Source organism: Kribbella sp. NPDC050470 (assembly GCF_044458365.1).
Classification (GTDB): domain Bacteria; phylum Actinomycetota; class Actinomycetes; order Propionibacteriales; family Kribbellaceae; genus Kribbella.
Map to the genome: position 1 here is coordinate 39,099 of NZ_JBITHV010000021.1, position 25,421 is coordinate 64,519.

At 69.3% G+C, this 25,421-nt stretch carries 27 protein-coding genes; 20 read left to right on the forward strand and 7 right to left on the reverse strand.

Going from position 1 to position 25,421, the window contains the following annotated elements; translation table 11 throughout:
- The first annotated feature begins 9 nt into the window (after positions 1–9).
- A complete protein-coding gene (locus ACIBGM_RS43235; RefSeq protein ID WP_360524216.1) occupies positions 10–297 on the forward strand; it encodes a hypothetical protein in 288 nt (95 codons plus the stop codon).
- Here the strand turns inward: ACIBGM_RS43235 and ACIBGM_RS43240 are convergent.
- On the reverse strand, positions 286–1,104 hold the full coding sequence (locus ACIBGM_RS43240; protein ID WP_396388865.1) for a dihydrodipicolinate synthase family protein: 819 nt from the start codon (positions 1,102–1,104) through the stop codon (positions 286–288). The two genes, ACIBGM_RS43235 and ACIBGM_RS43240, sit on opposite strands and share 12 nt — an antisense overlap.
- A 317-nt stretch (positions 1,105–1,421) precedes the next feature.
- Between ACIBGM_RS43240 and ACIBGM_RS43245 the strand changes: the two genes are divergently transcribed.
- Both ACIBGM_RS43245 and ACIBGM_RS43250 read left to right on the forward strand, forming a co-directional pair.
- Complete coding sequence (locus ACIBGM_RS43245) at positions 1,422–1,676, forward strand: type II toxin-antitoxin system VapB family antitoxin (protein WP_360524210.1); 255 nt, start codon at positions 1,422–1,424, stop codon at positions 1,674–1,676.
- Positions 1,673–2,080: a type II toxin-antitoxin system VapC family toxin gene (locus ACIBGM_RS43250; protein WP_396388866.1), complete on the forward strand. Its 408-nt coding sequence runs from the start codon at positions 1,673–1,675 to the stop codon at positions 2,078–2,080. Before ACIBGM_RS43245 ends, ACIBGM_RS43250 begins: the two co-directional genes overlap by 4 nt.
- A gap of 717 nt (positions 2,081–2,797) precedes the next feature.
- Here ACIBGM_RS43250 and ACIBGM_RS43255 read toward each other — a convergent pair.
- A complete protein-coding gene (locus ACIBGM_RS43255) occupies positions 2,798–3,472 on the reverse strand; it encodes a CBS domain-containing protein (protein WP_396388867.1) in 675 nt (224 codons plus the stop codon).
- A gap of 34 nt (positions 3,473–3,506) precedes the next feature.
- Complete coding sequence (locus ACIBGM_RS43260; protein WP_396388868.1) at positions 3,507–4,259, reverse strand: MerR family transcriptional regulator; 753 nt, start codon at positions 4,257–4,259, stop codon at positions 3,507–3,509.
- Between the two features lie 94 nt (positions 4,260–4,353).
- Here ACIBGM_RS43260 and ACIBGM_RS43265 point away from each other — a divergent pair, with 94 nt between their 5' ends.
- The 3 genes from ACIBGM_RS43265 (at position 4,354) to ACIBGM_RS43275 (ending at position 7,831) form a co-directional block, all read left to right on the forward strand.
- Complete coding sequence (locus ACIBGM_RS43265; RefSeq protein ID WP_360524198.1) at positions 4,354–6,177, forward strand: hypothetical protein; 1,824 nt, start codon at positions 4,354–4,356, stop codon at positions 6,175–6,177.
- Complete coding sequence (locus tag ACIBGM_RS43270) at positions 6,174–7,127, forward strand: alpha/beta hydrolase (protein WP_360524195.1); 954 nt, start codon at positions 6,174–6,176, stop codon at positions 7,125–7,127. Before ACIBGM_RS43265 ends, ACIBGM_RS43270 begins: the two co-directional genes overlap by 4 nt.
- A gap of 317 nt (positions 7,128–7,444) precedes the next feature.
- Complete coding sequence (locus tag ACIBGM_RS43275; protein ID WP_360524192.1) at positions 7,445–7,831, forward strand: hypothetical protein; 387 nt, start codon at positions 7,445–7,447, stop codon at positions 7,829–7,831.
- A gap of 8 nt (positions 7,832–7,839) precedes the next feature.
- Here the strand turns inward: ACIBGM_RS43275 and ACIBGM_RS43280 are convergent, their stop codons facing one another.
- Positions 7,840–8,253: a CHRD domain-containing protein gene (locus ACIBGM_RS43280; protein ID WP_396388869.1), complete on the reverse strand. Its 414-nt coding sequence runs from the start codon at positions 8,251–8,253 to the stop codon at positions 7,840–7,842.
- A gap of 121 nt (positions 8,254–8,374) precedes the next feature.
- On the opposite strand from ACIBGM_RS43280, the gene ACIBGM_RS43285 reads away from it, so the two are divergent.
- Complete coding sequence (locus tag ACIBGM_RS43285; RefSeq protein ID WP_396388870.1) at positions 8,375–9,523, forward strand: CaiB/BaiF CoA transferase family protein; 1,149 nt, start codon at positions 8,375–8,377, stop codon at positions 9,521–9,523.
- Here ACIBGM_RS43285 and ACIBGM_RS43290 read toward each other — a convergent pair.
- From ACIBGM_RS43290 to ACIBGM_RS43300, 3 genes are read right to left on the reverse strand one after another with little or no spacing between them, the layout of a single operon-like run.
- Positions 9,498–10,553 (reverse strand): LacI family DNA-binding transcriptional regulator, encoded by a 1,056-nt coding sequence (locus ACIBGM_RS43290; RefSeq protein WP_360524184.1) that lies wholly within the window; start codon positions 10,551–10,553, stop codon positions 9,498–9,500. The two genes, ACIBGM_RS43285 and ACIBGM_RS43290, sit on opposite strands and share 26 nt — an antisense overlap.
- 20 nt (positions 10,554–10,573) lie before the next feature.
- Complete coding sequence (locus ACIBGM_RS43295; RefSeq protein WP_360524182.1) at positions 10,574–10,891, reverse strand: hypothetical protein; 318 nt, start codon at positions 10,889–10,891, stop codon at positions 10,574–10,576.
- Positions 10,892–10,896: 5 nt separating this feature from the next.
- Complete coding sequence (locus tag ACIBGM_RS43300; RefSeq protein WP_396388871.1) at positions 10,897–11,841, reverse strand: DUF6772 family protein; 945 nt, start codon at positions 11,839–11,841, stop codon at positions 10,897–10,899.
- Between the two features lie 191 nt (positions 11,842–12,032).
- Between ACIBGM_RS43300 and ACIBGM_RS43305 the strand changes: the two genes are divergently transcribed.
- The 13 genes from ACIBGM_RS43305 to ACIBGM_RS43365 all read left to right on the forward strand — a co-directional run bounded on the left by ACIBGM_RS43305 (position 12,033) and on the right by ACIBGM_RS43365 (position 25,419).
- Positions 12,033–12,677, forward strand: a complete 645-nt coding sequence (locus ACIBGM_RS43305; protein ID WP_360524176.1) for a helix-turn-helix domain-containing protein — start codon at positions 12,033–12,035, stop codon at positions 12,675–12,677.
- Complete coding sequence (nikB, locus tag ACIBGM_RS43310; RefSeq protein WP_396388872.1) at positions 12,677–13,603, forward strand: nickel ABC transporter permease; 927 nt, start codon at positions 12,677–12,679, stop codon at positions 13,601–13,603. The genes ACIBGM_RS43305 and nikB overlap by 1 nt, the downstream gene beginning before the upstream one ends.
- Positions 13,596–14,492, forward strand: a complete 897-nt coding sequence (locus tag ACIBGM_RS43315) for an ABC transporter permease (protein WP_396388873.1) — start codon at positions 13,596–13,598, stop codon at positions 14,490–14,492. Before nikB ends, ACIBGM_RS43315 begins: the two co-directional genes overlap by 8 nt.
- Entirely contained in the window at positions 14,492–15,475 is a 984-nt protein-coding gene (locus ACIBGM_RS43320) for an ABC transporter ATP-binding protein (RefSeq protein ID WP_396388874.1), read from the forward strand. Before ACIBGM_RS43315 ends, ACIBGM_RS43320 begins: the two co-directional genes overlap by 1 nt.
- On the forward strand, positions 15,465–16,523 hold the full coding sequence (locus ACIBGM_RS43325; protein WP_396388875.1) for an ABC transporter ATP-binding protein: 1,059 nt from the start codon (positions 15,465–15,467) through the stop codon (positions 16,521–16,523). The genes ACIBGM_RS43320 and ACIBGM_RS43325 overlap by 11 nt, the downstream gene beginning before the upstream one ends.
- On the forward strand, positions 16,520–17,137 hold the full coding sequence (locus ACIBGM_RS43330) for a histidine phosphatase family protein (RefSeq protein WP_396388876.1): 618 nt from the start codon (positions 16,520–16,522) through the stop codon (positions 17,135–17,137). Before ACIBGM_RS43325 ends, ACIBGM_RS43330 begins: the two co-directional genes overlap by 4 nt.
- Positions 17,134–17,901, forward strand: a complete 768-nt coding sequence (locus ACIBGM_RS43335; protein WP_360524158.1) for an endonuclease/exonuclease/phosphatase family protein — start codon at positions 17,134–17,136, stop codon at positions 17,899–17,901. The genes ACIBGM_RS43330 and ACIBGM_RS43335 overlap by 4 nt, the downstream gene beginning before the upstream one ends.
- Before the next feature lie 26 nt (positions 17,902–17,927).
- On the forward strand, positions 17,928–19,436 hold the full coding sequence (locus ACIBGM_RS43340) for an ABC transporter substrate-binding protein (RefSeq protein ID WP_396388877.1): 1,509 nt from the start codon (positions 17,928–17,930) through the stop codon (positions 19,434–19,436).
- A 250-nt stretch (positions 19,437–19,686) separates the two neighbouring features.
- On the forward strand, positions 19,687–21,243 hold the full coding sequence (locus ACIBGM_RS43345; protein ID WP_396388878.1) for a sugar ABC transporter ATP-binding protein: 1,557 nt from the start codon (positions 19,687–19,689) through the stop codon (positions 21,241–21,243).
- Positions 21,240–22,265: an ABC transporter permease gene (locus tag ACIBGM_RS43350; RefSeq protein WP_396388879.1), complete on the forward strand. Its 1,026-nt coding sequence runs from the start codon at positions 21,240–21,242 to the stop codon at positions 22,263–22,265. Before ACIBGM_RS43345 ends, ACIBGM_RS43350 begins: the two co-directional genes overlap by 4 nt.
- A gap of 14 nt (positions 22,266–22,279) precedes the next feature.
- A complete protein-coding gene (locus tag ACIBGM_RS43355; RefSeq protein ID WP_396388880.1) occupies positions 22,280–23,287 on the forward strand; it encodes a substrate-binding domain-containing protein in 1,008 nt (335 codons plus the stop codon).
- 330 nt (positions 23,288–23,617) lie between these two features.
- Positions 23,618–25,045: an NAD-dependent malic enzyme gene (locus tag ACIBGM_RS43360; protein ID WP_396388881.1), complete on the forward strand. Its 1,428-nt coding sequence runs from the start codon at positions 23,618–23,620 to the stop codon at positions 25,043–25,045.
- Positions 25,042–25,419 carry a VanZ family protein gene (locus tag ACIBGM_RS43365; RefSeq protein WP_360538770.1) on the forward strand — a complete coding sequence of 126 codons (378 nt, stop codon included), beginning with the start codon at positions 25,042–25,044 and terminating at the stop codon, positions 25,417–25,419. The genes ACIBGM_RS43360 and ACIBGM_RS43365 overlap by 4 nt, the downstream gene beginning before the upstream one ends.
- Positions 25,420–25,421: the final 2 nt, after the last annotated feature.

Below are 25,421 nucleotides of genomic sequence, written 5' to 3' on the forward strand. Positions count from 1 at the left end.
CGGGCGGGCATGAGAGCCAAAGTGCTGAGTACGGTTCTGCTGGGGCTCCTGCTGATGGTGATGCCGGTGAGCGCGGCGGCGGCTCAGCCGGTCGCCGACCCGACGCCGAGTCCCACGCTCGGCTCGACCGAGTCGCCGAACCCGAACCCGCCGGGCGCCCAGGACGCGGACCCGGACGACTACACCGGCACGACCTGGGTCGTGATCGGCGCGGCGATCATCGTGGTGATCGTCGCCGGCGGAACCTTCTTCTTGTTCCGCAACCGTCGCGAGTCACAGGACGTGTCACGCAAGTAGCCGAGCCAGCGCCGCTCGGCGGTCGGCGTTTGGTGGGTCGATCGCCATCCGGCAGCGGCCGCCGGGAAGGCCCTGGAGATCCAGCAGGTGCTTGATGTTGGCGATGCTGCCGTCGACCGTCTTCACCGCTGAGTGGACGGCCGGCTGGGCGGCGTACCCGGTGAGCAACTGGGCGAACAAGGCGGGGAGCGCACCGGCGTTGCCGGAGACGATTCCGGTGCCGCCGGCAACTATGACCTCGGGGAGTTCGGCGTCGTTGCCGGACCAGACCTCGAAGCCGGGCGGGGTCGCTTGCGAGTACGCCCGTACGACATCCGTCCCGGCGCCGCTGACCTTCACCCCGACGATGCCGTCGATCGCGGCGATCCTGGTCAGCAACGTGGGTGGTACGACGGTCCCGGCCAGCGCCGTGAACACGTAGACATACACGTCCGCCCTGTCCGCCGCCGCGGCGCAACGCTCGAAGTGCTCGACGACCCGCTCTGGCCCAGCCGGAACGAAGTACGGCGTGATGACCGCCAGCCGCTCGACTCCCCGCCGCCGCGCCTCAGCCGTCAACCGAACCGCCTGCCGTGTCGTCGCCGCCCCGACATGAGCGATCACGCGCGCCGGACCAGCCACCTCCAGCGCAGCCGAGATCACATCGAGCCGCTCACCATCATCCAGCGCCGGAAACTCGCCATTCGTCCCCGCCACGAACACCGCCGGCACCCCACCCCCGACCGCATGCTCGACCAGCGCCCGCACACCCCCGAGATCCACCTGATCAGCCCGGCCAAACGGCGTCGTCAACGCGGCAGCAATCATACAAACATCCTAATGCAATCGTTTGCGGTCAGGCGGGGCACGGCGATCAAGAGCACGGCCGGAAAGGACACGGGCTGTGGCCGCGGCTGTTCTATTGACCGCCTTCGGCGGCGCGCCGAGCCTGGTCGTGGACGGAGGTGCTCGGCGACGGGGCTGTGGTCCCGGGGACGGACACGGCCTTCTGTCGGCTGTCCCTGGCCGCCTTCGGCGGCGCGCCGAGCCGGGTTGTCGTCGGAGGTGCTCGGCGACGGGGAGGTGGTCACGGAAACCTGTTCATTGGGTAGAATGGTAGTCTGGCTGGGTAGAAAGGTGGATGAATGAGCCTGAACATCAAGAACGAGGACACGCATCAGCTGGTGCGTGAGCTGGCGCGCTTGACGGGGCAATCCCAGACGGCTGCGGTGGACACCGCGGTTCGGGAACGTCTTGCGCGGGTGCGGCGTCTTCGTGGCGCCGGCCTCGCCGATCGGTTGCTGGCGATCGGTGCAGACACAGCCCACCGCCTGCCCGACTCCTTGCGTACCGCGGAGCATGGAGACCTGTTGTACGACGAGAGCGGGTTGCCTCGGTGATCATCGACACTTCCGCACTGATCGCGATCCTGCGGGCGGAGCCGGATGCGGCTGACTTCGCCGAAGCGATCGAAGCTGCTCCCTCGCGGCGGATTTCGGCGGCCAACTTCCTGGAGGCGGCAGTGGTGATGGACAGCGCTCGCGACCCGGTGGTGAGCCGTCGCTTCGACGAGCTCGTCGCCGCCGCAGAGATTCTGGTCGAGCCGGTCACCGAGGCGCAGGCCCGTACAGCGCGCGAGGCATACCGCGACTTCGGCAAGGGCAGCGGTCATCCGGCTGGACTCAACTTCGGCGATTGCTTCGCGTACGCGTTGGCCAAAGAGGCGGGCGAACCATTGCTGTTCAAGGGAAAGGACTTCATCCACACCGATCTCGCATCAGCGCTCATTGCTCCCGAAGGCTGACGTCGGCAACCGTCGACGGCGCACCGAGCCAAGGTGTACTCGGAAGCGATCGGCGGCGGGGAGGTGCTCCCGGCGAGGGACAAGGCCTTCGGCCGTGGCCGTGCTTTGGGCGTCTTCGGCGTCGCGCCGGGCCGGGTTGCGGTCAGCGGTGATCGGCGCCGGGAGGTGCTCCCGAGGCCCGAAGGAACCCAGCCAAATCCCCCGCAGTACAGAGCAATCTTCGTCTCGAACCCTGACCGGGTCGCTCACGTCGTCCACCCCGCCACGGTGCCGTCACCACCATCCCACCGCTTGTACGCTCCTAGCGCCCCTGGCCCGACTCCGCCTCCGGCCAGAGCGCCAGTGGCTCGTCCGGCCGTCCGACGTTCGAGGGTTATCCACTCGAATGGTGGGTTCTCGGCTTGTATACGAGCAGAGAACCCACAACACGCGTGGTTATCCACTGGAGCTACGGAGAGTTCGAGCGGGGTTGTCTCGCTGTCCGCGCCACCGGCCCGAACACGCCTCCGGCGAGAGTGCCAGTGTCCGGTCCGGCCATCCGACCGCCTTGCGTCGGCTGGTGCGACTCGGACCTGGGCGTTTGCGTGCCGCGGCCGGGCTCTCACGCACCTGCCGGGTTGGTTCCGCGGTGATTGCGTGGGCTTGTCGCGCGGTTGCGGCTCAGGGGAACTGGCGCCGCCGGAGGCGGTGTCCGTTTTCGTGGCGGAGGTGGTGGCGTTAGAAGCCGGTTATGGCTAGGTCGTCCAGGTCGTAGGTGAGGTTGTTGTGGACGGCTACTACGCCGGGGATGTGGGCGACGGTGTAGCCGGCGTGTTCGGCGCGGCTGCGGAAGGTTAGGGAGCCGTCCAGGATGACGACGCCGTGGTCGACCTGGACGCTGACCGGGGCGGGGGACCGGGCGGGGCGTTGGGCGTGCGGGGTGAGGAGCGCCTGGATCTCCGCCGCCAGGCTCTGGTCGGATCGCTGGTAGACGCTGAGCAGCTCGCGTGAGGTCAGTACGCCGATCAGTCGCATGTTCTTCTCGACGACACACACCAGCGGCTGCCCGGATGCGGCTAACTGAGCGGCCGCCCGGCCGATCGGCGTGTCGCCGTACACCGTCGGAGCGGGCGGTGACATCAGGTCGCCTGCGGTCCGGGCCGCCGCCTGATGCCAACGAGCGCGTGCCTTGGCGCCGCCCAGGATCGGCCGCGCGTCGTTGCCGCCGTGGAACTCGAGCTTGGCGACCAGAGCCTCGCCGGTCACCAGACCGACAGGGCGGCCGTCGTCCACCACCGGCACTGCCCCAGCGTCACTGGCCAGCAACGCACAGACAACGTCCTTGAACACGGTGTCCCGCCGCACCGCTGCGACGGCCCGGTTCATGATCTCCGCTACCCGAAGTTCCCCCATACCGCACCCCTCAAGCACTTCGAGCGTACTCGCGCTACCCGGTGGAGGGGAGGGCCGTTTTGGGGTCGAGGCCCAGTTCTTCGTAGGCGACGACCTCGATCTCGCGGGCCATCGCCTCGCGGAAGGCGGCGACCAGGGCCTGGCCGGCCAGCGGGATGATGTTCTCCAGGGTGCGCTGGATCTCCGGCCAGCCCTCGGCCGGCAGGCCGGCGTCGGCGAACTCGCGCCAGACGGTGCTGCGGAACAGCTCGACGTAGATCTTGGCGACCGCGTCGGCCTGGGCGAACAGCTTCGGCAGCATGTCGAAGATCGCCTGCATCGGGACGCCGAGCTTGATCACCTCGAGCCCGGTGCGAAGCAGGTCGGGGTTCGGGATCCGGAGCCGGCCGTCCTCCTGGCGCTCGGCGATCCCCAGCTCGACCAGCCGCGCGATCACCGCCGGGTCGTGCGGTACGCCGGCCCGCTCGGCGAGCTGGTGCTCGTCCAGCACCTCCGGCTCCGCCGGGGTCCACGGGTTCACGAGCGTCTCGAACACGCCCAGCGCGAGCGCGCCGTCCGGGAGCTCGCTCATCATCCGCTCGACGGCGGCCAGCGTGTAGCCCTTGCCGAGCAGCTCGCGGACGAGCGTCAACCGCGCGACGTGGTCGGCGCCGTAGTACCCGGTCCGGCCGACCAGCCGGGGCGGCGGGATCAGGCCGCGTCCGGCGTACGCCCGCACGTTGCGGACCGTCATGCCCACCTTGGCGGCGAGCTGGTCGACGGTGAGCTCCTCGTCTCGTGTCTCCACGCTTGACAGTGTTCCAGACTCCACGTTACATAGATGATGTAACATTCCGCATGGTGCATAGATGGTGTAGAGCCAAGGTGAAGGAGCACCCCTGATGGCGATCCCGCTGGCGACCACCGGTACGGCGACGTTCGACCAGATCGCGATCGTCACCGGCCTCGTCTCGTTGCTGTACGTCGCACTCGCCGTCCTCCTGTGGCGGGAACGGACCGGACGCGTCACGCTGGTAGGACGGTTTGCGGACACCATCGGGAGGCTGGACGGAGTCCCCCGATGGGCCGCGCTGACGCCGTACCTGCACGCGATCTCGCTGCTCGCCTGTGCCTTCGGGGTCTGGTGGGACATCGCGGTGCACATCGCCCGCGGCCGGGACACCGGCCCGTTCGGCACGCCGGCGCACTACCCGATCTTCTTCGGCATCCTCGGCGTGATCGTGTCCGGCGTGCTCCCGATCGCGCTCGCCCGCAAGCCGCTGCCGGCTCGCACGCTGAAGCTGACCAAGGGCTGGCGGATCCCGTGCAGCGCAGCGCTGGTCGCCGTGTGCGGCACGTTCGCTCTCGTCGGCTTCCCGATGGACGACGTCTGGCACCGACTGTTCGGCGAGGACGTCACGCTGTGGGGCCCGACCCACCTGCTGATGATCGGCGGCGTCGTGCTCTCGATCTTCGCCCGCCTGCTGGCGATCGCGGAGGTCGAACAGCTGATGGGCCCGAACAAGCGCCGCCTGTTCCAGGAGCTCGTCTCGGTCGGCGCGCTGCTGATCGCGTGGGACCTGTTCAGCACCGAGTTCAACTACGGCGTGCCGCAGTTCCCGCTGGTCCTGCACCCGATCCTGATCGCGTTCGGCGCCGCGCTCGCCTTCACCGTGCTGCGCGCCCGGCGCGGCCCGGGTACGACGTTCGCCGCGCTGGCCGTCTACCTGGTCATCCGCGGCGGCATCGCCTGGGCCGTCGACCAGCCGCTCGGAGGGATCCTCGGCCACTTCCCGTTGCTGATCGTCGAGGCGATCCTGGTCGAGGCCGTCGCGCTTGCCCTGGGCAACAAGAACCGCTTCCGCCTGGGCATCGTCGCCGGCGCCCTGATCGGTTCCGTCGGCGTGGTCGCGGAGTACGCCTGGAGCCACGTCTGGATGCCGATCCCGTGGCCGTCGTCGATGCTCCCGTCCGCCATCGGGTACGGCGTCCTGGCCGGCATCGGAGCCGGGATGGTCGGAGCCTGGCTCGCCATCCGGTACGCCGAGGTGGCCGGAGAGGAGCGCGCGACGGGGATCCGGAACGCGCGCCCGGCCGTGGTCCGCCGTACTCATCAACTCGGCGCCGTCGGGCTGGCCGTCGTCCTCGGGACCGTGTTCTTCTGCGTGCCGCGCTCGGCCGATCCGGGCGTGTCCGCGACCGTGTCGTTGGAGCGGGTGGCCACGGGGGCCGAGCCGACGGCGTACGTCACGGTCAAGCTGGAGCCGGCCGGCGCCGCCCAGGGCGCGCGCTGGTTCCAGGCGATGGCGTGGCAGGGTGCCGGGTTCGTCACGCACCGGATGGAGAAGGTTGCCGATGGCACCTACCAGTCGGCGGACGCGTTGCCGATGTTCGGCAAGTGGAAGTCGATGATCCGGCTGCACCAGGGGCAGCGCGACCTGGTGTCGATGTGGGTGTACGCGCCGGAGGACGCCGCGATCGAGAAGCCGGCCGTGCAGGTCTCGGACGGCCGGACCGTCGAGTTCATCGACGAGCAGCAGGTGTTGCGGCGCGAGGAACGGACGGACGTGCCACGATGGATGTGGAACGGCGGCTACGCCCTGCTCGGCGTGGTCGGCCTGCTGGAGATCGCCGGGATCGCCTGGCTGGTCGGACGCGGCGCCCGAGGTGGTCGCCTGCGTGCCGCCCACCTGGCGGCGGGCGTTCGGGAACGGGAGACTGCGTGACGATCCAGGCGAACCGGTCGGACGTGACCACGACCGACGGGCTCAGACTGAACGTGGAGACGACCGGACCGCACGACGCGCCGGTGACGGTCCTGCTCGTCCACGGCTGGACCTGCTCGACGCGGTCCTGGCACAACCAGGTCGAGGCGCTTCCAGAGGTCCTGGGCCAGGACGCCGTACGTGTTGTCACTTACGACCACCGCGGTCACGGGCGGTCGGACGCGGCGCCGGCCGGGTCGACGCGGATCGAGCAGCTGGCCGACGACCTGATGACCGTGCTGGACACGGTGGTCGGTGACGGCCCGGTCGTGTACGCCGGTCACTCGATGGGCGGAATGACCTTGATGGAGCTCGCGGACCGGCGCCCCGAGGTGTTCGGCTCCCGGATCAAGGCCGCGGCGCTGGTCAGTACGACGTCCGGCCAGGCCAGCTCGGGCGCGTTGGGCATCCCGAAGCGGTTCGACACGGCCGCGGTGGCCTTCGCGCCACGGGCGGTGAATCTCGTGGGTGCGCGGGTCGAGCGCAAGGCGCTCCGCGCGGCTCAGGTCACCGCGGCGCGTGGCCGGCGGGCGGTCGAGCTGACCGCCGCGCGGTTGCAGCGTCCGGCGCTGCGTCAGATGGTGTTCGGCAAGAAGGTGGACCCGGCCGAGGTGGACCTCTTCCTGGCGGACCTCGCCGTCGTGCCGGGACCGTCGTACGGCGGCTTCTTCGAGTCGATCCTGCAGCACGATCGCGGTCACGCGCTGAAGGTGCTCGACCAGCTCCCGGTCGAGATCATGCACGGCACCCGCGACCGCCTCCTGCCACCCCGCCACGCCAACCGGATGGCCGCCGAGCTCCCGACCGCCCGCCTCTGGATGTACCCGGGCGCCGGCCACATGCTCATGCAGGAACGCCCCCGCGACGTGACCCACCGCCTCGCCTCCCTGGCCCGCAAGGTCAGAGCCTGAAGTCAACTCGGCGCAGGTTACGCTGCGCTGTGCTCAAGCGAACGACCATCGTCACACTGGCCCTCGTCCTGACACTGCCGGCCTGCGCCGCCCAGGGGCGGGCAACGAGTGGTGAGTCGACAAGCAGTGAACCGCCGCCGCCATCGATGGCTTCGACAACGCCCAAGCCTTCCACCTCAGGTCAGGCTGTCGATGTTCGATCGCCGGAGTTCCAAGCCAAGTGGTGGACGTGGGCGACGTTGCCGGAAGAGATCAATCCGGTGACAGACTCGACCGGCGCCCACTGCGCGAGAGGGCAGGCCGGAGGTGTGTGGCTGGTGGCCGGGAGCTTCGGCGGGACCGTTCATCGGCGGTGCACCGTCCCGGCGGGCGTACCGATCGCAGGTCCGCTGGTGAACCTGGCCGCGACCGACGCGGACGACTGCGACGGATTCGTCAGTTCGGCCGACGGAACGGTGTCGATCGACCCGGCGCCAGAGGTGACGGCGGTCGACGCCACGCGATTCGAGTTCGTCGCCGCCGCCGGGAACCCAGCCGGGTTCCCGGCGGGCCGGAACACGGTGTTCGGCTGTGGGATCTGGTTCACCGCCGGGCCGTTCGAGCCAGGTCAGCAGCGATTGGTACTGAAAGGACGCCAGGGCAGCTTCTCTGTCCAGGCGACCTACGACCTGACCATCAAGGGCACCCGCCGGCGGGGACGCTGACCGTGGGCCTACTTCAGCTGGCCTCGGATGGCGCCGCCTGGGAAGGGCGCGTTGTGTACGTTGACGTAGTAGGCCTTCGGGTCGGTGGTGATGCCGGTGGCGAGGTCGGTGCTGATTGTGGTGCAGCCGGATGATGGGTTCGTGGCCACGGTGAGCGGGATCACGACCGGGCCGGCGATGTGGCGCGGGGCGAGGTGGACGTGGGCGGCGGTCGGGGTCTCGATGTCCTGCCAGCTGAGGGTCCAGCAGAAGGTGGTGCCCTCGAGCGTGTAGGTGAAGAACCCGTGACCGTCCGGATCGGCGGCGGCTGCTTCCTGCTCGCCGTTCAGCGGGATCGCGGGCGCCGCGGTCGCGGTCGATAGGCCGAACGCGGCGGCCGCGAGCATGACGGCGGCTGCGGTAATACCGGTGCGTGCTGACATGGTGCCCCTCCTGGCGGTGAGGTGGATCCTCACTTCGTTACACGTACGAAGTCCCGGAACGGTTCATCGTCGTGAGAAGCGCGTCACGGCTGGAATCCGGCGTCTCGCCTAGGGTGACGGGGTGCAGAATCTGCTGTCTGATGTGGTGGTCGTCGATCTGACCCGGGCGCTGGCCGGGCCGCATGCCGCGATGATGCTGGGTGATCTCGGCGCGCGGGTGATCAAGGTGGAGACACCGGAGGGCGGGGACGACAGCCGGGGCTGGGGACCGCCGTTCGTCGAGGGCGAGTCGACGTACTACCTGTCGGCCAACCGGAACAAGGAGTCGGTGACCGCCGACCTGAAGTCGGACGACGGCAAGGACTTCCTGACCAAGCTGGTCCGGCGGGCCGACGTGCTGATCGAGAACTTCCGGCCCGGCGTGCTCGACCGGCTCGGTTTCTCGACTGAGCGGCTGCACGAGCTCAACCCGGGCCTGGTGATCCTGTCGATCACCGGGTTCGGCCACGACGGGCCGGACGGCGGCCGGGCCGGGTACGACCAGATCGCGCAGGGCGAGGGCGGCCTGATGAGCATCACCGGCGCGGTCGAGCCGACGAAGGTCGGTGTCCCGATCGCGGACCTGCTGGCCGGGATGTACGGCGCCTACGGTGCGCTGGCCGCGTTGCACGAGCGATCCATCACGGGCAAGGGCCGCGTCGTCCGGACCAGCCTGCTGGCCTCGGTGGTCGGGGTGCACGCGTTCCACGGGACGAAGTGGACGGTCGCGGGCGAGCTGCCCGAGCGGGTCGGCAACCACCATGCCCAGATCGCGCCGTACGGGCTGTACCGGACCAAGGACTACATCGTCCAGGTCGCGGTCGGGAGCGAAGGTCAGTGGCGGACGTTCGCGCCGATCGTCGGGCTCGACCCGGCGGACGAGCGGTTCGCGGTCAACGCTGCCAGAGTCGCGCATCGGCCGGAGCTCACGGCCGCGATCGAGGCTGCCTTCGCGACCGAGCATGCGGACGTGTGGCTGGAACGGCTTGCGGACAAGGGGATTCCGGCCGGGAAGGTGCGCGACTTCCAGCAGGTCTACGAGTGGGAGCAGACGCTGTCCCAGGGCCTGCTGATCGACGTCGAGCACCCGACGCTGGGCAAGATCCAGCTGCCCGGCCCGCCGCTGCGCTTCGACGACCAGCCGTACGCCGGTGCCCGTGAGACCAACCTCCCGCCGCCGCGACTGGGCGAGCACAACGAGTCGGTCAGAGCCTGGCTGGAGTCAGACTAGAAGACGCCCGTACGACGAGCTCCGGCCGGATCAGCGTCTTCCGCGGCCGCTCGGAGCCACTGCTCTTGAGCCGCTGCATGAGCAGATCGACGGCTGTGGTGCCGACCTCCGCGGCGGGCAGGCGGACTGTGGTGAGGGGTGTTTGCAGGTAGGCCGCGTACGGGTGGTCGCCGTACCCGGTGATCGCGACGTCGTCGGGGACGGCGAGACCGTGCTCGGCCAGCAGGCGGAGGAGGCCGAGGGCGAAGTAGTCGTTGCCGGTCACGATCGCGTCCGGATGACCGTCGTCGAGCAGGGTCTGGGCGAAGCGGTAGGCCTCTTCGGGTTGCCAGGGGAGGGCGAGCGAGTCGTAGCGCTTGGTCGGGACGGCGCGGATCAGGTCGTCGGCGACCTTCAGGCCGGCGTCGGCCATCGCGCGGCGGAAGCCAGCCACCCGGTCGGCGGTGGTGGTGATCGGCAGGTCTTCCTCCAGCACCAGCAGCCGGCGGGCGCCGCCCGCGATCAGGTGGCTGGTCGCCTCGTAGGCGCCCCGCTCGTTGTCGACTCCGACCATGTCGCAGTCGAGCTCAGGCACGTCCCGGTTGACGAACACCAGCGGGATGCCGGTGTCGCGGACCCGGCGCCAGTGGTCCCACTCGGCTTGCACCGGCACGACCACGGCGCCGTCGACCGCGGACCGCAGCAACGCCTCGGTGGCGCGCTGCTCGTTCTCGGCGGACTCGTCGGTGACGAGCAGCAGCAGCGAGTACCCCTGAGCGCGGACCCGGAGCTCGATGCTGCTGATGAGCTGCGCGTAGAACGGGTTGGAGGGGTTGGTGATGACGAGGCCGAGCGTCATGGCCGAGCCGAGCACGAGCGACCGGGCCAGCGTGTTCGGCACGTAGCCGATCCGGGCCGCCTCGGCCTGCACGGCCGCACGCGTCTTCGCGCTGACGCTGTCCTTGTCGCCGAGCGCGCGCGACACCGTGTTCACCGACAGCCCGAGAGCCGTCGCAATGTCCCGCAACGTCGCCCGCCGCGCCTCAGTCATCGACTACCCCCTCGAGCAGCTTAAGCCTTCACGGCCAGGTGGATGCGCACCTGGACGGAGCCCTCGACCCTAGCGCTCAGCCGCAGCCAGTGGCCGAAGCCGGTGACCGGCCAGCTGATCAGGTTGCCGGGCTCGACCACGTGCTCGAGGTCGTCGAGGTCGCACCAGGTGATGCCGTCCGGTGAGACCTGGGTGATGTAGGTCGCCGTACCCTCGCCGCCGACGTGCTGGACGAACCAGCGGGCCTCGCCGGCCCAGGCGACCTCGTACGGCTCGGTGGCGAACCGGTTCTCGAAGGTGGTGTCGCGTTCCAGCACCGCCGTCATGGACTGTCGCATGGGGCCTACCAATCAACCGAGATGAGGACGGAGTCGAGGAACAGGAAGTTCCGGACCTGGGAGTGGGTGCGCACCGAGAAGTAGAAGTTCAGCAGGTTCTCCAGCGTCTCGTAGCGCTCCTCGTACGGCGGCACCGGCACGTCGCGCATGTCCATCACCCGGTCGTTGACCTGCAGCTCCACGTTGCGGCGCTTGTCGGTGTCGACCAGCCAGCGCAGGTAGTGCCAGTTCACCTTGGTCGGGACCTCGTTGTAGCAGAGCTCCTGCGGCTCGCCGAACGGCTTCCAGTCCTCCGGGTTCGGCGCGGTGAAGTCGGCGGCGTACTCGAGCTTCACCTTGCCCTCGAAGTGCTCGCGCGGCGTCGGCTCCGGGACCATCGGCGCCACCCACTGCCGGGTGAAGTGGTTGTCCATGTCGGTGTTCTGGTACCGCGCGACGGTGTGGTAGCGCAGGCCGCCGTCGCCGCACAGGTCGGTCGCGACGGTGAACGCGCCGAACTGCGCCTCGGACGGGTGCGTGTTGCCGTCCCACTGCACGTCGCCGAAGCTGTCGAGCTCGGCGCCGCCGCCGAGGGTCGCCTCGGACTTGAAGGCGAAGTACGTCTCCAGCTGCACCATGCCGCGGCCGCTCATGGTGAGCCGGCGGATCGCGACCGCGGTGTGGCCCTTGTGCGGCCGGGTCGCGAGCTTCAGGGCGTAGGTGCCGCTGAGCGCGCCGTGGGTGCCGATGTCGAAGAAGTTGCAGGCCGACAGCTGTGGCGGCCGGAAGTCGCGCATGTGGTCGTCGACCGTGCTGAGGTCGCCGCGGCCGTTGTAGTTGCCGAGCAACTCGCACCAGCCGTGCGTCCCGCTGTCGAACTCGTCGAACGCCAGGATGCGCGGCAGCGGCGAGAACTTGGACAGACGGGGATCGGCGGCCAGCAGCGCGGCGCGGACGTCGGATGTCGTCACGCAGTGCCTCCAAGGCGGGGTCAGGTGGATGTGATGTGAAGTTAACGTTCACGGGAATTGACCGTCAACGAGCCGTTTCGCGGACTGCAACGCTGGTCTATTGACACTCAAATATCACGCTTCTACGGTGCATTAACGCTACCGTTAACGTTCACGGTGGCTCCTTGCTTTCCGCCTGAAACGAGGTCGCCATGCAGTCGCTGAGCCGCGCCTTGACCGTGCTGGCCGAGCTGAACCGCGAGGACCGGGCGTACGGCGTGACCGAGTTGGCCGTCACCGTGGGCCTGCACAAGAGCACCGTGCACCGGATCCTCGCGACGTTCTGCGAGCACGGCCTGGCCGACCGGGTCGACGACCACCGGTACACCGCGCTCGACGGGCTGGCCGCACTCCGCCGTACGGCGGAACGCCGAGCCGGGCCGTCGCAGTCGCTGGCCGATCTGGGTGATCGGCTCGGGCGGCTCGTCGTCCTTGCGAAGCCGCTGCCGAAGACCGCTGGGCCTGTTCTTCAGGTAGCTGCGGTGGCCGGCGGTGGTTCGGTTCAACCAGGGCATGCGGTCTCGCTCCGCCGCAGCGCGCTTGGCCGTGCCTACCTGTCCGCCCTGCCGGCGGGCGAGGTGACCGGAACGCCGGACCTGCTCGACACGTTGCAGCGGGTCCGGGTCAGCGGCTTCGCGCACAACGCCCGACCGGTGGCGTCGCTGCCGCGGATGGTCGCCGTACCCGTGCTGGACAACGCCGGGCGGTGCGCGGGTGCGCTGGGCGCGGAGCTGATCCAGACCGGTTCGATCGAGGAGGTACGGCGCGTGGTGTCGGTACTGCGGAGCGGCGTCTGATGGGGGCGTACGTCGTCCGGCGGTTGTTCTTCTCGCTGTTCGTGCTGTGGGGCGCGGTGACGATCATCTTCGTCGTCCTGCGGCTGGTCCCCGGCGACCCGGCGTACATCATGCTCGGGCCGGACGCGGACCAGGCCCAGGTGGACGCGCTGCGGGCACAGCTCGGGCTCGACCACTCGCTGATCCAGCAGTACGCGACGTACCTGGCGAACGTCGTGCACCTGGACTTCGGGCAGTCGTTCCGGCTGAACGCGGACTCGATGAGCCTTGTCCTGCAACGGGTTCCGGCCACGATCCAGCTCGCCACCACCGCACTGCTGCTGTCGCTGCTGATCGGGCTGCCGCTCGGCGTGATCGCGGCGCTGCGGGCACACAGCTGGGTGGATCGAACGATCTCCGTGTTCTCGCTGATGGGTCAGTCGACACCGTCGTTCTGGCTCGGGATCGTGCTGATCCTGGTGTTCGCACGTGGCCTGCACATGTTCCCGAGCGCGGGCTCGGGCACGTGGTCGCACCTCGTCCTGCCGACGATCACGCTGGCACTGCCGTTCCTGGCGATCCTGGTGCGGCTCACCCGCAGCGGCCTGCTCGAGGTCGTCCACGAGGGCTACGTGCAGACCGCGCGGGCCAAGGGGCTCGGTGAGGGGATCGTGATCCTCGTCCACGCCCTGCGGAACGCGCTGATCCCGATCGTGACCGTGGTCGGCCTGCAGTTCGGCGCCTTGCTCGGCGGGACCGTGATCGTCGAGACCGTTTTCGCCTGGCCCGGAGTCGGGCGGCTGCTGATCGACTCGATCGGGCGCCGCGACTACGGCGTCGTCCAGGCCGCGATCTTGCTGGTGGCAACCATCTTCGTGGTGATCAATCTGCTCGTGGACCTGCTCTACGGCTTCCTGGACCCGCGGGTCCGTCTGGCGGGTGACTGAAGTGGCGGTCGACGTGACGACAGCGACGCTCCCGGTCGTGCGCAGCCGGCGCCGTACCCGGGCCGGCTCGGCGCGGATCCGGTTCGGCCTGGTGGTGATCGCGGTGTACGTCGTGGCCGCGGTCGCCGGACCGTGGCTGGTCCGGTACGACCCGGTCGACACCCGGACCGCGGACCGGTTGCGGCCGCCGTTCAGCCGGCTGTCCGACGGGTCGTTCGCGATCTTCGGCACCGACCAGGTCGGCCAGGACCTGCTCGCCCAGATGTTGCAGGGGGCAAGGATCTCGATCGCGGTCGGCCTGGCGACACTGGTGCTGGCCGGCGCCATCGGCGTCACGGTCGGACTGGCGGCCGGGTACTTCGGCGGCCGGCTGGACGGGGTGCTGATGCGGCTGGCGGACATCCAGCTCGCGTTCCCCTCGATCCTGCTGGCGAGCTTCATCGCCGCGCTTCTCGGTCCCTCGGTCGTGAACGTGGTGATCGTGCTCGCGGTGTCGAACTGGGTCACATTCGCCCGGGTGGCGCGGGGGCAGGCGCTGGCGACCCGGCGGCGGGAGTTCGTCGACGCGTCGCGGACGCTGGGGGCCGGGACTTGGCGGTTGATCTCGCGGTGCGTGCTCCCCGCCTGCGTCGCGCCGGTGCTGGTGGTGGCGACGGTCGAGATCGGCCACGTGATCCTGGCCGAGGCGTCGTTGAGCTTCCTCGGGCTGGGCACACCGGCGAGCACGCCGAGCTGGGGCGTGACGATCGCGAACGGCCGCAACTACCTGGCCGACGCGTGGTGGATCTCGACCATTCCCGGCATCGCGCTCGCCTTCCTCGTGGTCTCGCTCGGCGTCCTCGGTGACGCGCTGCGCGACCGCTACGACCCGCGGCTGAGGAGTCTGTGATGAGCCTGCTGAGTGTTCGCGACCTGCGGGTCGAGTTCGCCACGTCCGGTGGGGTGGTGAAGGCCGTCGACGGCGCATCCTTCGAGGTCGCCGCGGGAGAAACCGTTGCGCTGCTGGGTGAATCCGGGAGTGGGAAGAGCGTCACCGCGCAGGCCGTGATGGGGATCGTGCCGCGCCCAGCGGGCCGGGTGGTCGGCGGGAGTGTCACGTACGACGGCCGGGATCTCCTCGAGCCTGGTACGGCGAAGGGCCTGCGCGGGCGCGAGATCGCGATGGTCTTCCAGGACCCGTTGAGCTCGCTGAACCCGGTGTTCCGGGTCGGGTCGCAGATCGGGGAGATGTTCCGGCGGCACCGGGGTGCGTCGCGGCGCGAGGCCCGGGCCGCCGCCCTGGACCTGATGAAGCGGGTCGGGATCCCGGCGGCGTCGAAGCGGCTGGACGACTACCCGCACCAGTTCTCCGGCGGGATGCGGCAGCGGGTGATGATTGCGATGGCGCTGGCACTGTCCCCGCGGCTGCTGATCGCGGACGAGCCGACCACTGCACTCGACGTCACCGTGCAGGCGCAGATCATGGACCTCCTTGCCCGCCTGCAGTCCGAGGAGGGCATGTCCCTGGTCCTGATCACCCACGACCTGGGCGTCGTCGCCGACGTCGCCGACCGCGTAGTCCTCATGTACGCCGGCCGAGTCGTCGAGACCGGCCCGATCCGCGAGGTCTACGAACACAGCGCCCACCCCTACACCACCGGCCTGATGAACTCGGTCCCCACGTTGGACGGCCCACGCGAGCGCCTGACCCCAATCCAGGGCGCACCCCCCGACTTGCTGGCCCTTCCCACCGGTTGTTCCTTCCGCCCGCGCTGCCGCTACGCCGACTCACTGTGCGCAGAGCAGGAGCCCGCCCTGCGAGACCTGACCGGCCGAGCGACCCACAGCTCGGCCTGCCACCACGCCGAAGGAGTCCTGACCAATGCCCGCTGATCCGGCGCCGGCCGCCACCCCCAGCACGACGGTGCAGCCGGCCGACGGCCGGCCGGCGCCATTGCTGTCGGTGCGGGATCTGCAGACCTCCTTTCCATTGCGGTCGGCGGTTTTGCGGCGGACTGTGGGGCAACTGCAGGCGGTGGCCGGAGTGTCCTTCGACATTCCGGTGGGTGGGACGTTGGGGCTGGTGGGGGAGTCCGGGTCGGGGAAGTCGACCGTGGCGCGGACGATCATCGGGCTCGAGAAGGCACGGTCCGGCAGCGTCGTGTTCGACGGCGAGGAGCTCACCTCGTTGCCCCGGGCATCCATGCGCCGGGTCCGCCGGCAGCTGCAGATGATCTTCCAGGACCCGTACGCGTCCCTGAACCCGCGCGCGACCGTCGAGCAGATCATCACCGAAGCGTGGGAGATCCACCCGGACGTCGTACCCCGCAACCGTTTCCGCGCCGAGGTCCGCGAGCTCCTCGAACGCGTCGGCCTCAACCCGGACCACGCCCAGCGCTACCCGCACCAGTTCTCCGGCGGCCAACGCCAACGGATCGGCATCGCCCGCGCCCTGGCGCTGCGCCCGAAGCTGGTGATCTGCGACGAGGCCGTCTCCGCGCTCGACGTGTCGGTGCAGGCGCAGGTGCTGAACCTGCTCGCCGACCTGCGCCGCGACCTCGGCCTCGCGTACCTGTTCATCGCCCACGACCTGTCCGTCGTACGCCACATCTCCGATCAGGTCGCGGTGATGTACCTCGGTCGCGTGGTGGAGACGGCGACCCAGGACGAGCTGTTCAACCGGCCGTTGCACCCGTACACACAGGCGTTGCTGTCCGCCGTACCGGACCCGAAGCCGTGGGACAAGCCGGCGCGGGAGCCGATCATCATCGGCGGCGACGTACCCTCACCGGCCGACCCGCCGTCGGGATGCCGCTTCCGAACCCGCTGCTGGAAGGTTGAGGACATCTGCGCCCGGGAAGAGCCGGTGCTCGACACGCGCTTGGACCTGCACCCCGCCGCTTGTCACTTCGCCGCCGAGCTGGCGGGGGCGAGCCGATGACCGAACTCGTCCTCCTTCGGCACGGCGAATCGCTGTGGAACGCCGAGGAAAGGTACCAAGGCCAGCAAGGCACCGGTCTGAGCCCGCTCGGTCACCAGCAAGCGAAACAGGCGGCCTTGTTGCTGCAGGATCGACCCTTCGACCAGATCGTCGCGAGCGACCTGCAGCGCGTCGCGGAGACCCTCCAGCCGTACCTCGACACCTGCGACCACCCGACGGTCCGGATCGACAAACGCTGGCGGGAGATCGACGTCGGCGCCTGGGGCGGCCGGACCTTCGCCGAGGTGTACGACGAGGAGCCGGAAGTCGTCGACGCTTTCGCCCGCGGCGAGGACATCGCGCGGGGTGGCGGCGAAACCTTTGTCCAGTTGAGAGAACGGGTCTGGGACGCGATCCGCGACATCGCGATCTCCGGCGCCGACCGAGTGCTGGTGGTGACGCACGGCGGACCGATCCGGGTCGCGACCGCGTCGACGCTGCGGCTCTCGCCGGGTGGCGAAGTGACGCTGGACCCGCCCGCGAACTGCTCGCTGACCACGGTACGGGTCGACGACCTGCTCGCGGTGACCACGCTCTCCTCCTACAACGTCCCGACCTGGACCGGTGACCAATGAGCAGCCTCACGTTCGTGGCGATGACCTACAACCTGTGGGCCGACTTCCACCTGGACGAGCGGCGGGAGGCCCTGACGGCGCTGTTCACGACCCGTCCGCCGGACATTCTCGCCGTACAGGAGTTGCGTCCGGCGACCCGCAAGCTGCTGGACGACGTACTGCCTGATCACGATCGGGTCGACGGTACGGCCGGGTGGGAGACGCAGAGCAACCTGTGGTGGCGGCGCGACCTGTTCACCGCGATCGAGTCGGGGGCCGAGGACGTCGGCATCCTGTCTCCCGACGCCCGGCTCTTCTGGGTCCGTTTGCGTTCAGCTGACGGGCACGAGCTTGTCTTCAGTACGGCGCACCTGACCTGGCCCGGGCATCCGGACGAGCGAGCGGACCTCGGCAACCGTCGCGTCGGTCAGGCGCGGGTGATCGGGGAGGCGCTGGAACGGCTGGCCGGCGACGGTCCGTGCCTGTTCACCGTCGACATCAACGACATCGGCCCACCGCAGTGGGAGCTCGGCAACGCCGGGTTCCTGGACAGTTTCACCGCACTCGGCCGGCACTCACCGGTGACCCATCCGGTGGTGCCGACGGTGGCGACCGGCCCGATCGGGACCCGGCTGTCGCCGCTCGCCTCGCCACCGAAGGCGATCGACTGGATCTTCGCCCGCGGCCCGCTCGCCGCGCGGACCAGCGAGGTCGTCGACTTCTTCCACGACGGCCGGGCGCCTTCCGACCACCACCCCGTCGTCGCCACCTACACCTTCAGCTGAGCCCTGCCCTGTTAAGGAGAACCCCTGTGTTGAGGAAGCGAATCGTCGGGGCGCTGGCCGTCCTGACCACGGTGGCGGCCGGGCTGAGCGCCTGCTCGCCGGCCAGTGAACCGAGCAGTGGGGAACAGGTCCTGCGGTACGCGCCGGCGATGTTCCCGGTGTCGCTCGACACCCACAAGTTCGCCGGCGAGGAGGCCGTGCAGACCGCGATCCAGCAGATCATGGAGCCGCTGGTCCGGGTCGACGACGGCAAGATCGTCCCGGTGCTCGCCACCTCCTGGGAGAACCCGGACCCGACCACGTGGGTGTTCAAGCTGCGCTCCGGCGTGAAGTTCTCCGACGGTACGCCGTTTACCGCGAAGGACGTGGTGGCGTCGTACGAACGGCACAAGAAGCTCGACGGACCGCTGGTCCCGCTCTACGCGACGGTGACGTCGTTCGCCGCGAGCGACGACCAGACCGTGACGGTGAAGACGAGCAAGCCGCTCGGCACGTTGCTCAGTTCGCTGACGCTGCTGTTCATCGGGCCGGCGGACAAGCTCAACGCGGACGGGTTCTTCGGCAAGCCGATCGGGACCGGGCCGTTCCAGGTGACGTCGTTCCAGCCCGACGAGAAGCTCGAGCTGGCCGCGAACGCGTCGTACTGGGACGGGGCTCCGCAGCTGAGCAAGCTGGAGTTCGTGAACATCCCGGAGGTGGCCGGGCGGATCACGGCGCTGGAGAACGGCGAGGTCGACGTCCTGACTCAGATCCCGCCGGACCAGGTCGGGTCGGTCAAGGGCGGTGACGGGATCAGCTACTCGACCACGCCGAGCTGGACGTACTACTTCGACTGGTTCAACGCGAACAGGAAGCCGTTCGACGACAAGCGGGTCCGGCAGGCGATGTGGCACGCGCTGAACCTGGACGGCACGATCAAGGATCTGTTCGGCGACCTGGCCTCGGTGGCGCAGGCTCCGCTCGCGCAGGGGGTGATCGGTGCGCCGAAGCTGACGCCGTACCCGTACGACCCGGCGAAGGCGAAGCAGCTGCTGACCGAGGCGGGGTACCCGAACGGGTTCAGCACGTCGATGCAGTGGCCGCTGGAAGGTGGTCCGAACATCCGGGCGCTGGCGCAGGCGATGATCTCGGACTGGGCCAAGATCGGCGTCACCGTGAAGCCGCTGGAGAAGGAACGCGCCCAGTGGCTGGAGGACTTCGGCAAGCTCAACTGGGACATGAACCTGCAGACCAACGTCACCGGCACCGGCGACGCCGATTACACCCTCGCCCGCCTCTACGTCTGCGCCGCGAAACGCAACGGCTACTGCAACCCGGCCCTCGACAAACTCCTCCTCGACGCCCGCTCGTCGGTCAACCAGTCCGACCGCCCCAAGCTGTACGAACAAGCCGCCCAGATCCTCTGGACCGACGCGGTCGGTATCTTCCCCGCCGACCTGGCCTCCAACTCCGCCGTCCGCCTCCGAGTCCAGAACTTCCAGATGCCGCCGAGTGGGCGGCCGTTGTTCGCGAAGGTGACCGTGTCCGGGAGCTGACGGGCGGACCGCCAGGCCATCACAACGCGGGCCGTCCGCGTGGGTTCACGCTCACGCGGACGGCCCGCTGTCGATTGTGGTGGCCTGGAGATCCGCCACCCCTTCCATCCAGATCGAACAGCTGCTGTCCGAAACCGCCAAGCACGAAGCTGGGTCACGGTTGAGCGCCGGGAAGTGGTGAGGGGTTGACGGCGGCCTGGGTGCGGTCTAGCGTCTGGGAAATCGATTTCTCACAGGAGAGGCTGGTGGGATGGCGGACGGTGCCGGGCTGGTGCGGATGGCGGGCATCGGGAAGCGGTACGGCGGGGTGCAGGCCTGCCGCGACGTCGACTTCACGCTGGGCGCGGGCGAGGTGCACGCGTTGCTCGGCGAGAACGGCGCCGGCAAGTCGACGTTGATGAAGATCCTGTCCGGCGACGTCACCGAGTACGACGGCACGATCGAGATCAACGGCGACCCGGTGCACTTCGGTGGCCCCACCGACGCCCAGGCGGCGGGGATCGCGATGATCCACCAGGAGCTCGACCTGGTCCCCGGCCTGTCCGTCGCCGACAACATCTTCCTCGGCCGTGAGCTCCGCACCAGACTGCGGACCGTCGACCGGCGAAGGATGGACCGCGAGTCCCGCGCCCTGCTCGAGCGCAGCGGCGTTCGACTCGATCCGCACCGGCCGGTCGGCGAGCTCCGCGTCGGCGAGCAGCAACTCGTCACCATCGCGAAGGCGATCTCCCTCGACGCCCGCGTGCTGATCATGGACGAGCCCACCTCCGCCCTCACCACCTCCGAGGTCGAGCGCCTGTTCGACGTCATCCGCGAGCTGCGCAGGTCAGGTGTCGGCATCGTCTACATCTCGCACCGGATGGAGGAGATCGCCCAGGTCGCCGACCGCGCGACCGTCCTCCGCAACGGCCAGGTCGTGACCAGCTTCGACCCCCGCACACTCAGTACGGCGGAAGTCGTCGAGGCGATGGTCGGCCGCCCGGTCCAGACCATGTTCACCACCCCCGACGCCGACACCGGCGACGAGCTCCTCCGCCTCGAGGACCTGGCCCTCAAGGCCCGCCGCCCGCGTCCCGGCCGCCGCGACCCCGAAGGCATCTCCCTGACCGTCCGCTCCGGCGAGATCGTCGGCCTGGCCGGCCTCCTCGGCGCCGGCCGCACCGAGCTCCTGGAGACCCTGTACGGCGTCGCGCCCGCCGGCACCCAGTCCGGCCGGATCCTCTTGCAGGGCAAGGAGATCCGCCCCCGCAGTCCACGCCAAGCACTCGCTCACGGCATCGGGTTCGTCCCCGAGGACCGGCGCGTGTCCGGACTCGTTTTGTTCCACTCGATCCTCGCCAACACGGTCGTCTCGAGCCTCCCGTCGTACGGGCGGCTCGGCGTGATCGCGCGCCGGATGGAACGCGCCGCCTCGGTGCGGATGGCGGACCGGTTGCGACTGAAGTTCGGCCGGTTGCAGGACGAGGTCGGCACGCTGTCCGGCGGCAACCAGCAGAAGGTCGTGTTCGGCCGGATGCTGTTGACCGAGCCACGGTTGCTGCTGCTGGACGAGCCGACCCGAGGCGTCGACGTCGGCGCGAAGGCCGAGATCTACCGGCTCCTCGGCGAGCTGGCCGGCCAGGGGCTCGGCGTACTGCTCGCGTCGTCCGAGCTCCCGGAGCTGATCGGCGTCTGCGACCGGGTCGTCGTACTGCGGGACGGCCGCGACGTCGCCTCGTTCAGCACGGCGGACTCCGGCGAAGGAGATCTGCTCGCCGCAGCGATGGGACAGGGCGCAGTGTTCGAGGAAGTCGGAGGAGCGCAGTGACCGACGTGCAGGACAAACCCGCCGTGGCACTGGCCCGGGACAAGGGTGGTGTGGTCGCCACGCTGTTCCGGTTCCAGAGTGTGTTCGGGCTGCTCGCGGTGTTCGTCGCGGCGATCATCTTCTCGCCGCGCAAGGACGGCGAGATCCTGTTCATCAGCGCGGACAACCTGGCCAACGTGGTCCGGGCCGTGTCCGAGATCGGCATCATCGCGGTCGGGATGACGTTTGTGATCCTGATCGGCGGCATCGACCTCTCGGTCGGCGCGGTCCTCGGGCTGGCCGCCGTCGGGTCCGCCGTACTGATGGTCGAGAACGACTGGGGTTTCCTGCCGTCGGTCCTGCTCGTGCTCGCGATCGGCCTGGTCTTCGGCGCGTTGCAGGGCGCCGCGACCGCGATGATCGGGATCCAGTCGTTCATCGTCACGCTCGCCGGTTTGCAGATAGCGCGCGGCCTGGCCCGGATCTGGTCCGGCGGGCAGGGCGTCGCGATCGCCTACGGCGACGGGCCGCACGAGGCGCCGGAGTCGTTCGCGATCCTCGGTGAACGCACCTTCGGCGGACTGGTCCCGATCCCGGTGCTGATCTTCGCGGTGGTCGCGATCGCGGCCGTCGTGTTCCTGCGAGTCAGCGCGTTCTCCCGGCACCTGTACGCCGTCGGCGGCAACGAGAAGGCGGCGCGGCTGTCCGGCGTCCCCGTGGTGCGGGTGAAGATCGCGGTCTTCGCCATCTGCGGTCTGCTCGCGTCCCTGGCCGGCGTGGTTCACGCCGTACAGCTGAACCAGGGCAGCCCGAACGACGGGATCGGCTACGAGCTCGACGCGATCGCCGCGGTGGTGATCGGCGGCACCAGCCTGGCCGGCGGCCGCGGCTCGGTCGCCGGGACCGTGGCCGGCGCGCTGCTGCTCGGCGTACTCAACAACATCCTTGCCCTGAACAACATCGACTCCAACATCCAGCTGCTGATCAAGGGACTCGTGATCGTTGCCGCCGCCGCGCTGCAGCGACTGCGTCCCGCCTCGTGAGGAAGGTTCCCGTCATGCGCTCTCTGCGAATTCCCCTCGCCGCCGCGGCCGTCGCCGCGCTGGTGCTCGCCGGCTGTGGCACGACCAGCGAACGGACGGCGGACTCGCCGGGCGCCGGTGAGCCGAAGTCCTGCAAGGGCGCCGACGGCAAGTACACGATCGGGATGAGCCAGGCGAACGTCGCCGAGCCGTACCGGCAGCGGATGGACGACGACATCCGCGCGGCCGCCAAGGAGGTACCGCAGTTCGACGTGAAGTTCGCCGACGCGGCCCAGGACAACGCCAAGCAGGTCGCCGACGTGGAGAACTACATCACCCAGCAGATCGACCTGCTGATCATCAGCCCGAACGAGGCGAAACCGCTGACCGCGGTGGTGAAGAAGGCCTACGACAAGGGCATCCCGGTGATCGTGCTGGACCGCAAGGTGGAGGGTGACGCGTACACCGGGTTCATCGGCGGCGACAACGTGCAGATCGGGTCCGAGGCGGGTAAGTACGTCGCCGAGAAGCTGCTGCCGTCCGGCGGGAACATCGTCGAGCTGAAGGGTCTGGCCGGGGCGACGCCCCAGGCCGAACGGCACCAGGGCTTCGTGGACGCGATCAAGGCGAACCCGAAGATCAAGATCGTCGCCGACGCCAGCGGTGACTGGCTGCGGGAGAAGGGGCAGGCGCAGATGGACGCGCTGCTCAAGGCGAACCCGAAGATCGACGTGGTGTACGCGCACAACGACCCGATGGCAGAGGGGGCGTACCTGGCGGCGAAGGCGGTCGGCCGGGAGAAGGAGATGAAGTTCCTCGGCATCGACGCGCTGCCGATCCCGTCCGGCGGTATCAAGGCCGTCGAACAGGGCCGGTTGAGCGCCACCTTCACCTACCCCACGAACGGCAAGGAAGCCATCACCGCCGCCAAGAAGCTCCTGGTCGACTGCGGCACCATCGAAAAGTCCCAGATCCTCCCCACCCGCCTGATCGACGCCTCGAACGCCACCAAGATCTACACCGAAGAAAACCCAACCGGCTGACCCCGGGGTGCGGGGCGGGGTGGGGGAGCGCCAGGCTCCCACCCCGCCGCGCCGATCTCGTACGCCGGTTGTGCAACGGAGCTTCAGGTCTTGCAGGCCTGGAGTACGCCGACGGCCATCGCGGGCGGCCCGATGAGCACCGGCTGCCTTGTACTCGGTACGGCGTACTAGCCGAGGAAGCCCGCGCCGCCACGTCACTGATCGTCGCCATCGCACCTCCTTTGCCGGCGAAACAGTCACCCGTCCGGGTGATGGATTACCGGACTTCCTGCCGTGCACTTTACGAACACAACCTTCGGGGTTTACCAGTGCCGTGAGAGGATCACCCGCGTGACTGCCTTGCCGAGTGTTTCGTACTCCATCACCGTTCGCCTCGAGGTGCCCGCGGGTGGCTCGACGGTGAGCAAGCTGACGACCGCGGTCGAGCAGGCCGGCGGTCTGGTCACCGCGCTCGACGTGACCGCGTCCGGCCACGAGCGGCTGCGGATCGACGTCACCTGCGCCGCGGCCGACACCGAGCACGCCGGCCGCCTGGTCGAGGCGATGCGCGCCGTCCCCGGCGTCGAGATCGGCCGGGTCTCGGACCGGACCTTCCTGATGCACCTCGGCGGCAAGATCTCGATGGAGGCCAAGCACCCGATCCGCAACCGTGACGACCTGTCGATGATCTACACGCCGGGGGTCGCGCGGGTCTGCCTGGCGATCGCGGCCAACCCGGACGACGCCCGCCGGCTGACCATCAAGCGCAACAGCGTCGCGGTCGTCACCGACGGTTCCGCCGTACTCGGCCTGGGCAACATCGGCCCGAAGGCGGCGCTGCCGGTGATGGAGGGCAAGGCGGCGCTGTTCAAGCGGTTCGCCGGCATCGACGCCTGGCCGCTGTGCCTGGACACCCAGGACCCGGACGAGATCGTCCAGATCGTCAAGGCGATCGCGCCGGGGTTCGCCGGCATCAACCTGGAGGACATCTCCGCGCCGCGCTGCTTCGAGATCGAGGCCAAGCTGCGCGAGGAGCTCGACATCCCGGTCTTCCACGACGACCAGCACGGTACGGCGGTCGTCGTGCTCGGCGCGCTCTACAACGCGCTGCGCGTGGTCGGCAAGGACATCAGCAACGTGCGCGTGGTGATGTCCGGCGCCGGCGCGGCCGGTACGGCGATCCTGAAGCTGCTGCTCGCGGCCGGGGTGAAGGACACCTGCGTGGCCGACATCGGCGGTGTGATCCACACCGAGCGCGACGGCCTGTCGCCGGAGCTGCGCTGGATCGCGGAGAACACCAACGCGGCGAAGTACAGCGGCGACCTGAAGGGCGCGCTGGCCGGGGCGGACGTGTTCATCGGGGTCTCGGCGCCGAACATCCTGACCGGCGCCGACGTCGCCACCATGAACGAGGACGCGATCGTGTTCGCGCTGGCCAACCCGGTGCCGGAGGTCGACCCGACCGAGGCCGGTGAGCACGCGGCGGTGGTGGCCACCGGCCGCAGCGACTTCCCGAACCAGATCAACAACGTGCTGGTCTTCCCGGGTGTCTTCCGCGGTCTGCTGGACGCGCAGTCGTCGAAGGTGTCGATCGAGATGGAGCTGGCCGCCGCGAAGGCGCTGGCCGGCGTCGTCACCGACGACGAGCTGAACGCGGCCTACATCGTGCCGAGCGTCTTCCACCCGGAGGTGCACACGATGGTCGCGCACGCGGTCCGTGACGCCGCCGGCGGCCGGGCGCCGGCGCACGAGACCTACCCGGACGACTCGCCGGCGTGACCGTTTCGGTGGCGGGGGCGACCGGCTCGCGGGCCAAGGTCTGGGCGTGGCGGATCGGTTTCGTCGCGGCCGTGGCGCTGCAGCTGTACGGCGTCTACACGCCGCGGGAGGCGGGTCCGCACGTCGGGATCCCCGGGATCGACAAGGTCGCGCACCTGTTCCTGTTCGGGTCGGTCGCGTTCCTCGGGCTGATGCTGCGGATCCCGGCGCGCTGGTTGCTCGGAGCACTGGTCGCGAACGCGATCGTCAGTGAACTGGTGCAGTACTGGGTGCTCCCGCAGCGCGACGGCGACCCGTTCGACGTCGTCGCGGACCTCGCCGGGGTGGTGGTCGGCGCCTGGCTGGCCTTCCGTGTGCTCCGTCGTACGCCATGATG

What these genes read in the sequence shown, in the direction of transcription:
- ACIBGM_RS43235 (WP_360524216.1), top strand. Translation starts at nt 10, where the DNA reads ATGAGAGCCAAAGTGCTGAGTACGGTTCTGCTGGGGCTCCTGCTGATG.
- ACIBGM_RS43240 (WP_396388865.1), bottom strand. Translation starts at nt 1,104, where the DNA reads ATGATTGCTGCCGCGTTGACGACGCCGTTTGGCCGGGCTGATCAGGTG.
- ACIBGM_RS43245 (WP_360524210.1), top strand. Translation starts at nt 1,422, where the DNA reads ATGAGCCTGAACATCAAGAACGAGGACACGCATCAGCTGGTGCGTGAG.
- ACIBGM_RS43255 (WP_396388867.1), bottom strand. Translation starts at nt 3,472, where the DNA reads ATGGGGGAACTTCGGGTAGCGGAGATCATGAACCGGGCCGTCGCAGCG.
- ACIBGM_RS43265 (WP_360524198.1), top strand. Translation starts at nt 4,354, where the DNA reads ATGGCGATCCCGCTGGCGACCACCGGTACGGCGACGTTCGACCAGATC.
- ACIBGM_RS43280 (WP_396388869.1), bottom strand. Translation starts at nt 8,253, where the DNA reads ATGTCAGCACGCACCGGTATTACCGCAGCCGCCGTCATGCTCGCGGCC.
- ACIBGM_RS43290 (WP_360524184.1), bottom strand. Translation starts at nt 10,553, where the DNA reads ATGACTGAGGCGCGGCGGGCGACGTTGCGGGACATTGCGACGGCTCTC.
- ACIBGM_RS43295 (WP_360524182.1), bottom strand. Translation starts at nt 10,891, where the DNA reads ATGCGACAGTCCATGACGGCGGTGCTGGAACGCGACACCACCTTCGAG.
- ACIBGM_RS43305 (WP_360524176.1), top strand. Translation starts at nt 12,033, where the DNA reads ATGCAGTCGCTGAGCCGCGCCTTGACCGTGCTGGCCGAGCTGAACCGC.
- nikB (WP_396388872.1), top strand. Translation starts at nt 12,677, where the DNA reads ATGGGGGCGTACGTCGTCCGGCGGTTGTTCTTCTCGCTGTTCGTGCTG.
- ACIBGM_RS43320 (WP_396388874.1), top strand. Translation starts at nt 14,492, where the DNA reads ATGAGCCTGCTGAGTGTTCGCGACCTGCGGGTCGAGTTCGCCACGTCC.
- ACIBGM_RS43325 (WP_396388875.1), top strand. Translation starts at nt 15,465, where the DNA reads ATGCCCGCTGATCCGGCGCCGGCCGCCACCCCCAGCACGACGGTGCAG.
- ACIBGM_RS43330 (WP_396388876.1), top strand. Translation starts at nt 16,520, where the DNA reads ATGACCGAACTCGTCCTCCTTCGGCACGGCGAATCGCTGTGGAACGCC.
- ACIBGM_RS43335 (WP_360524158.1), top strand. Translation starts at nt 17,134, where the DNA reads ATGAGCAGCCTCACGTTCGTGGCGATGACCTACAACCTGTGGGCCGAC.
- ACIBGM_RS43345 (WP_396388878.1), top strand. Translation starts at nt 19,687, where the DNA reads ATGGCGGACGGTGCCGGGCTGGTGCGGATGGCGGGCATCGGGAAGCGG.
- ACIBGM_RS43355 (WP_396388880.1), top strand. Translation starts at nt 22,280, where the DNA reads ATGCGCTCTCTGCGAATTCCCCTCGCCGCCGCGGCCGTCGCCGCGCTG.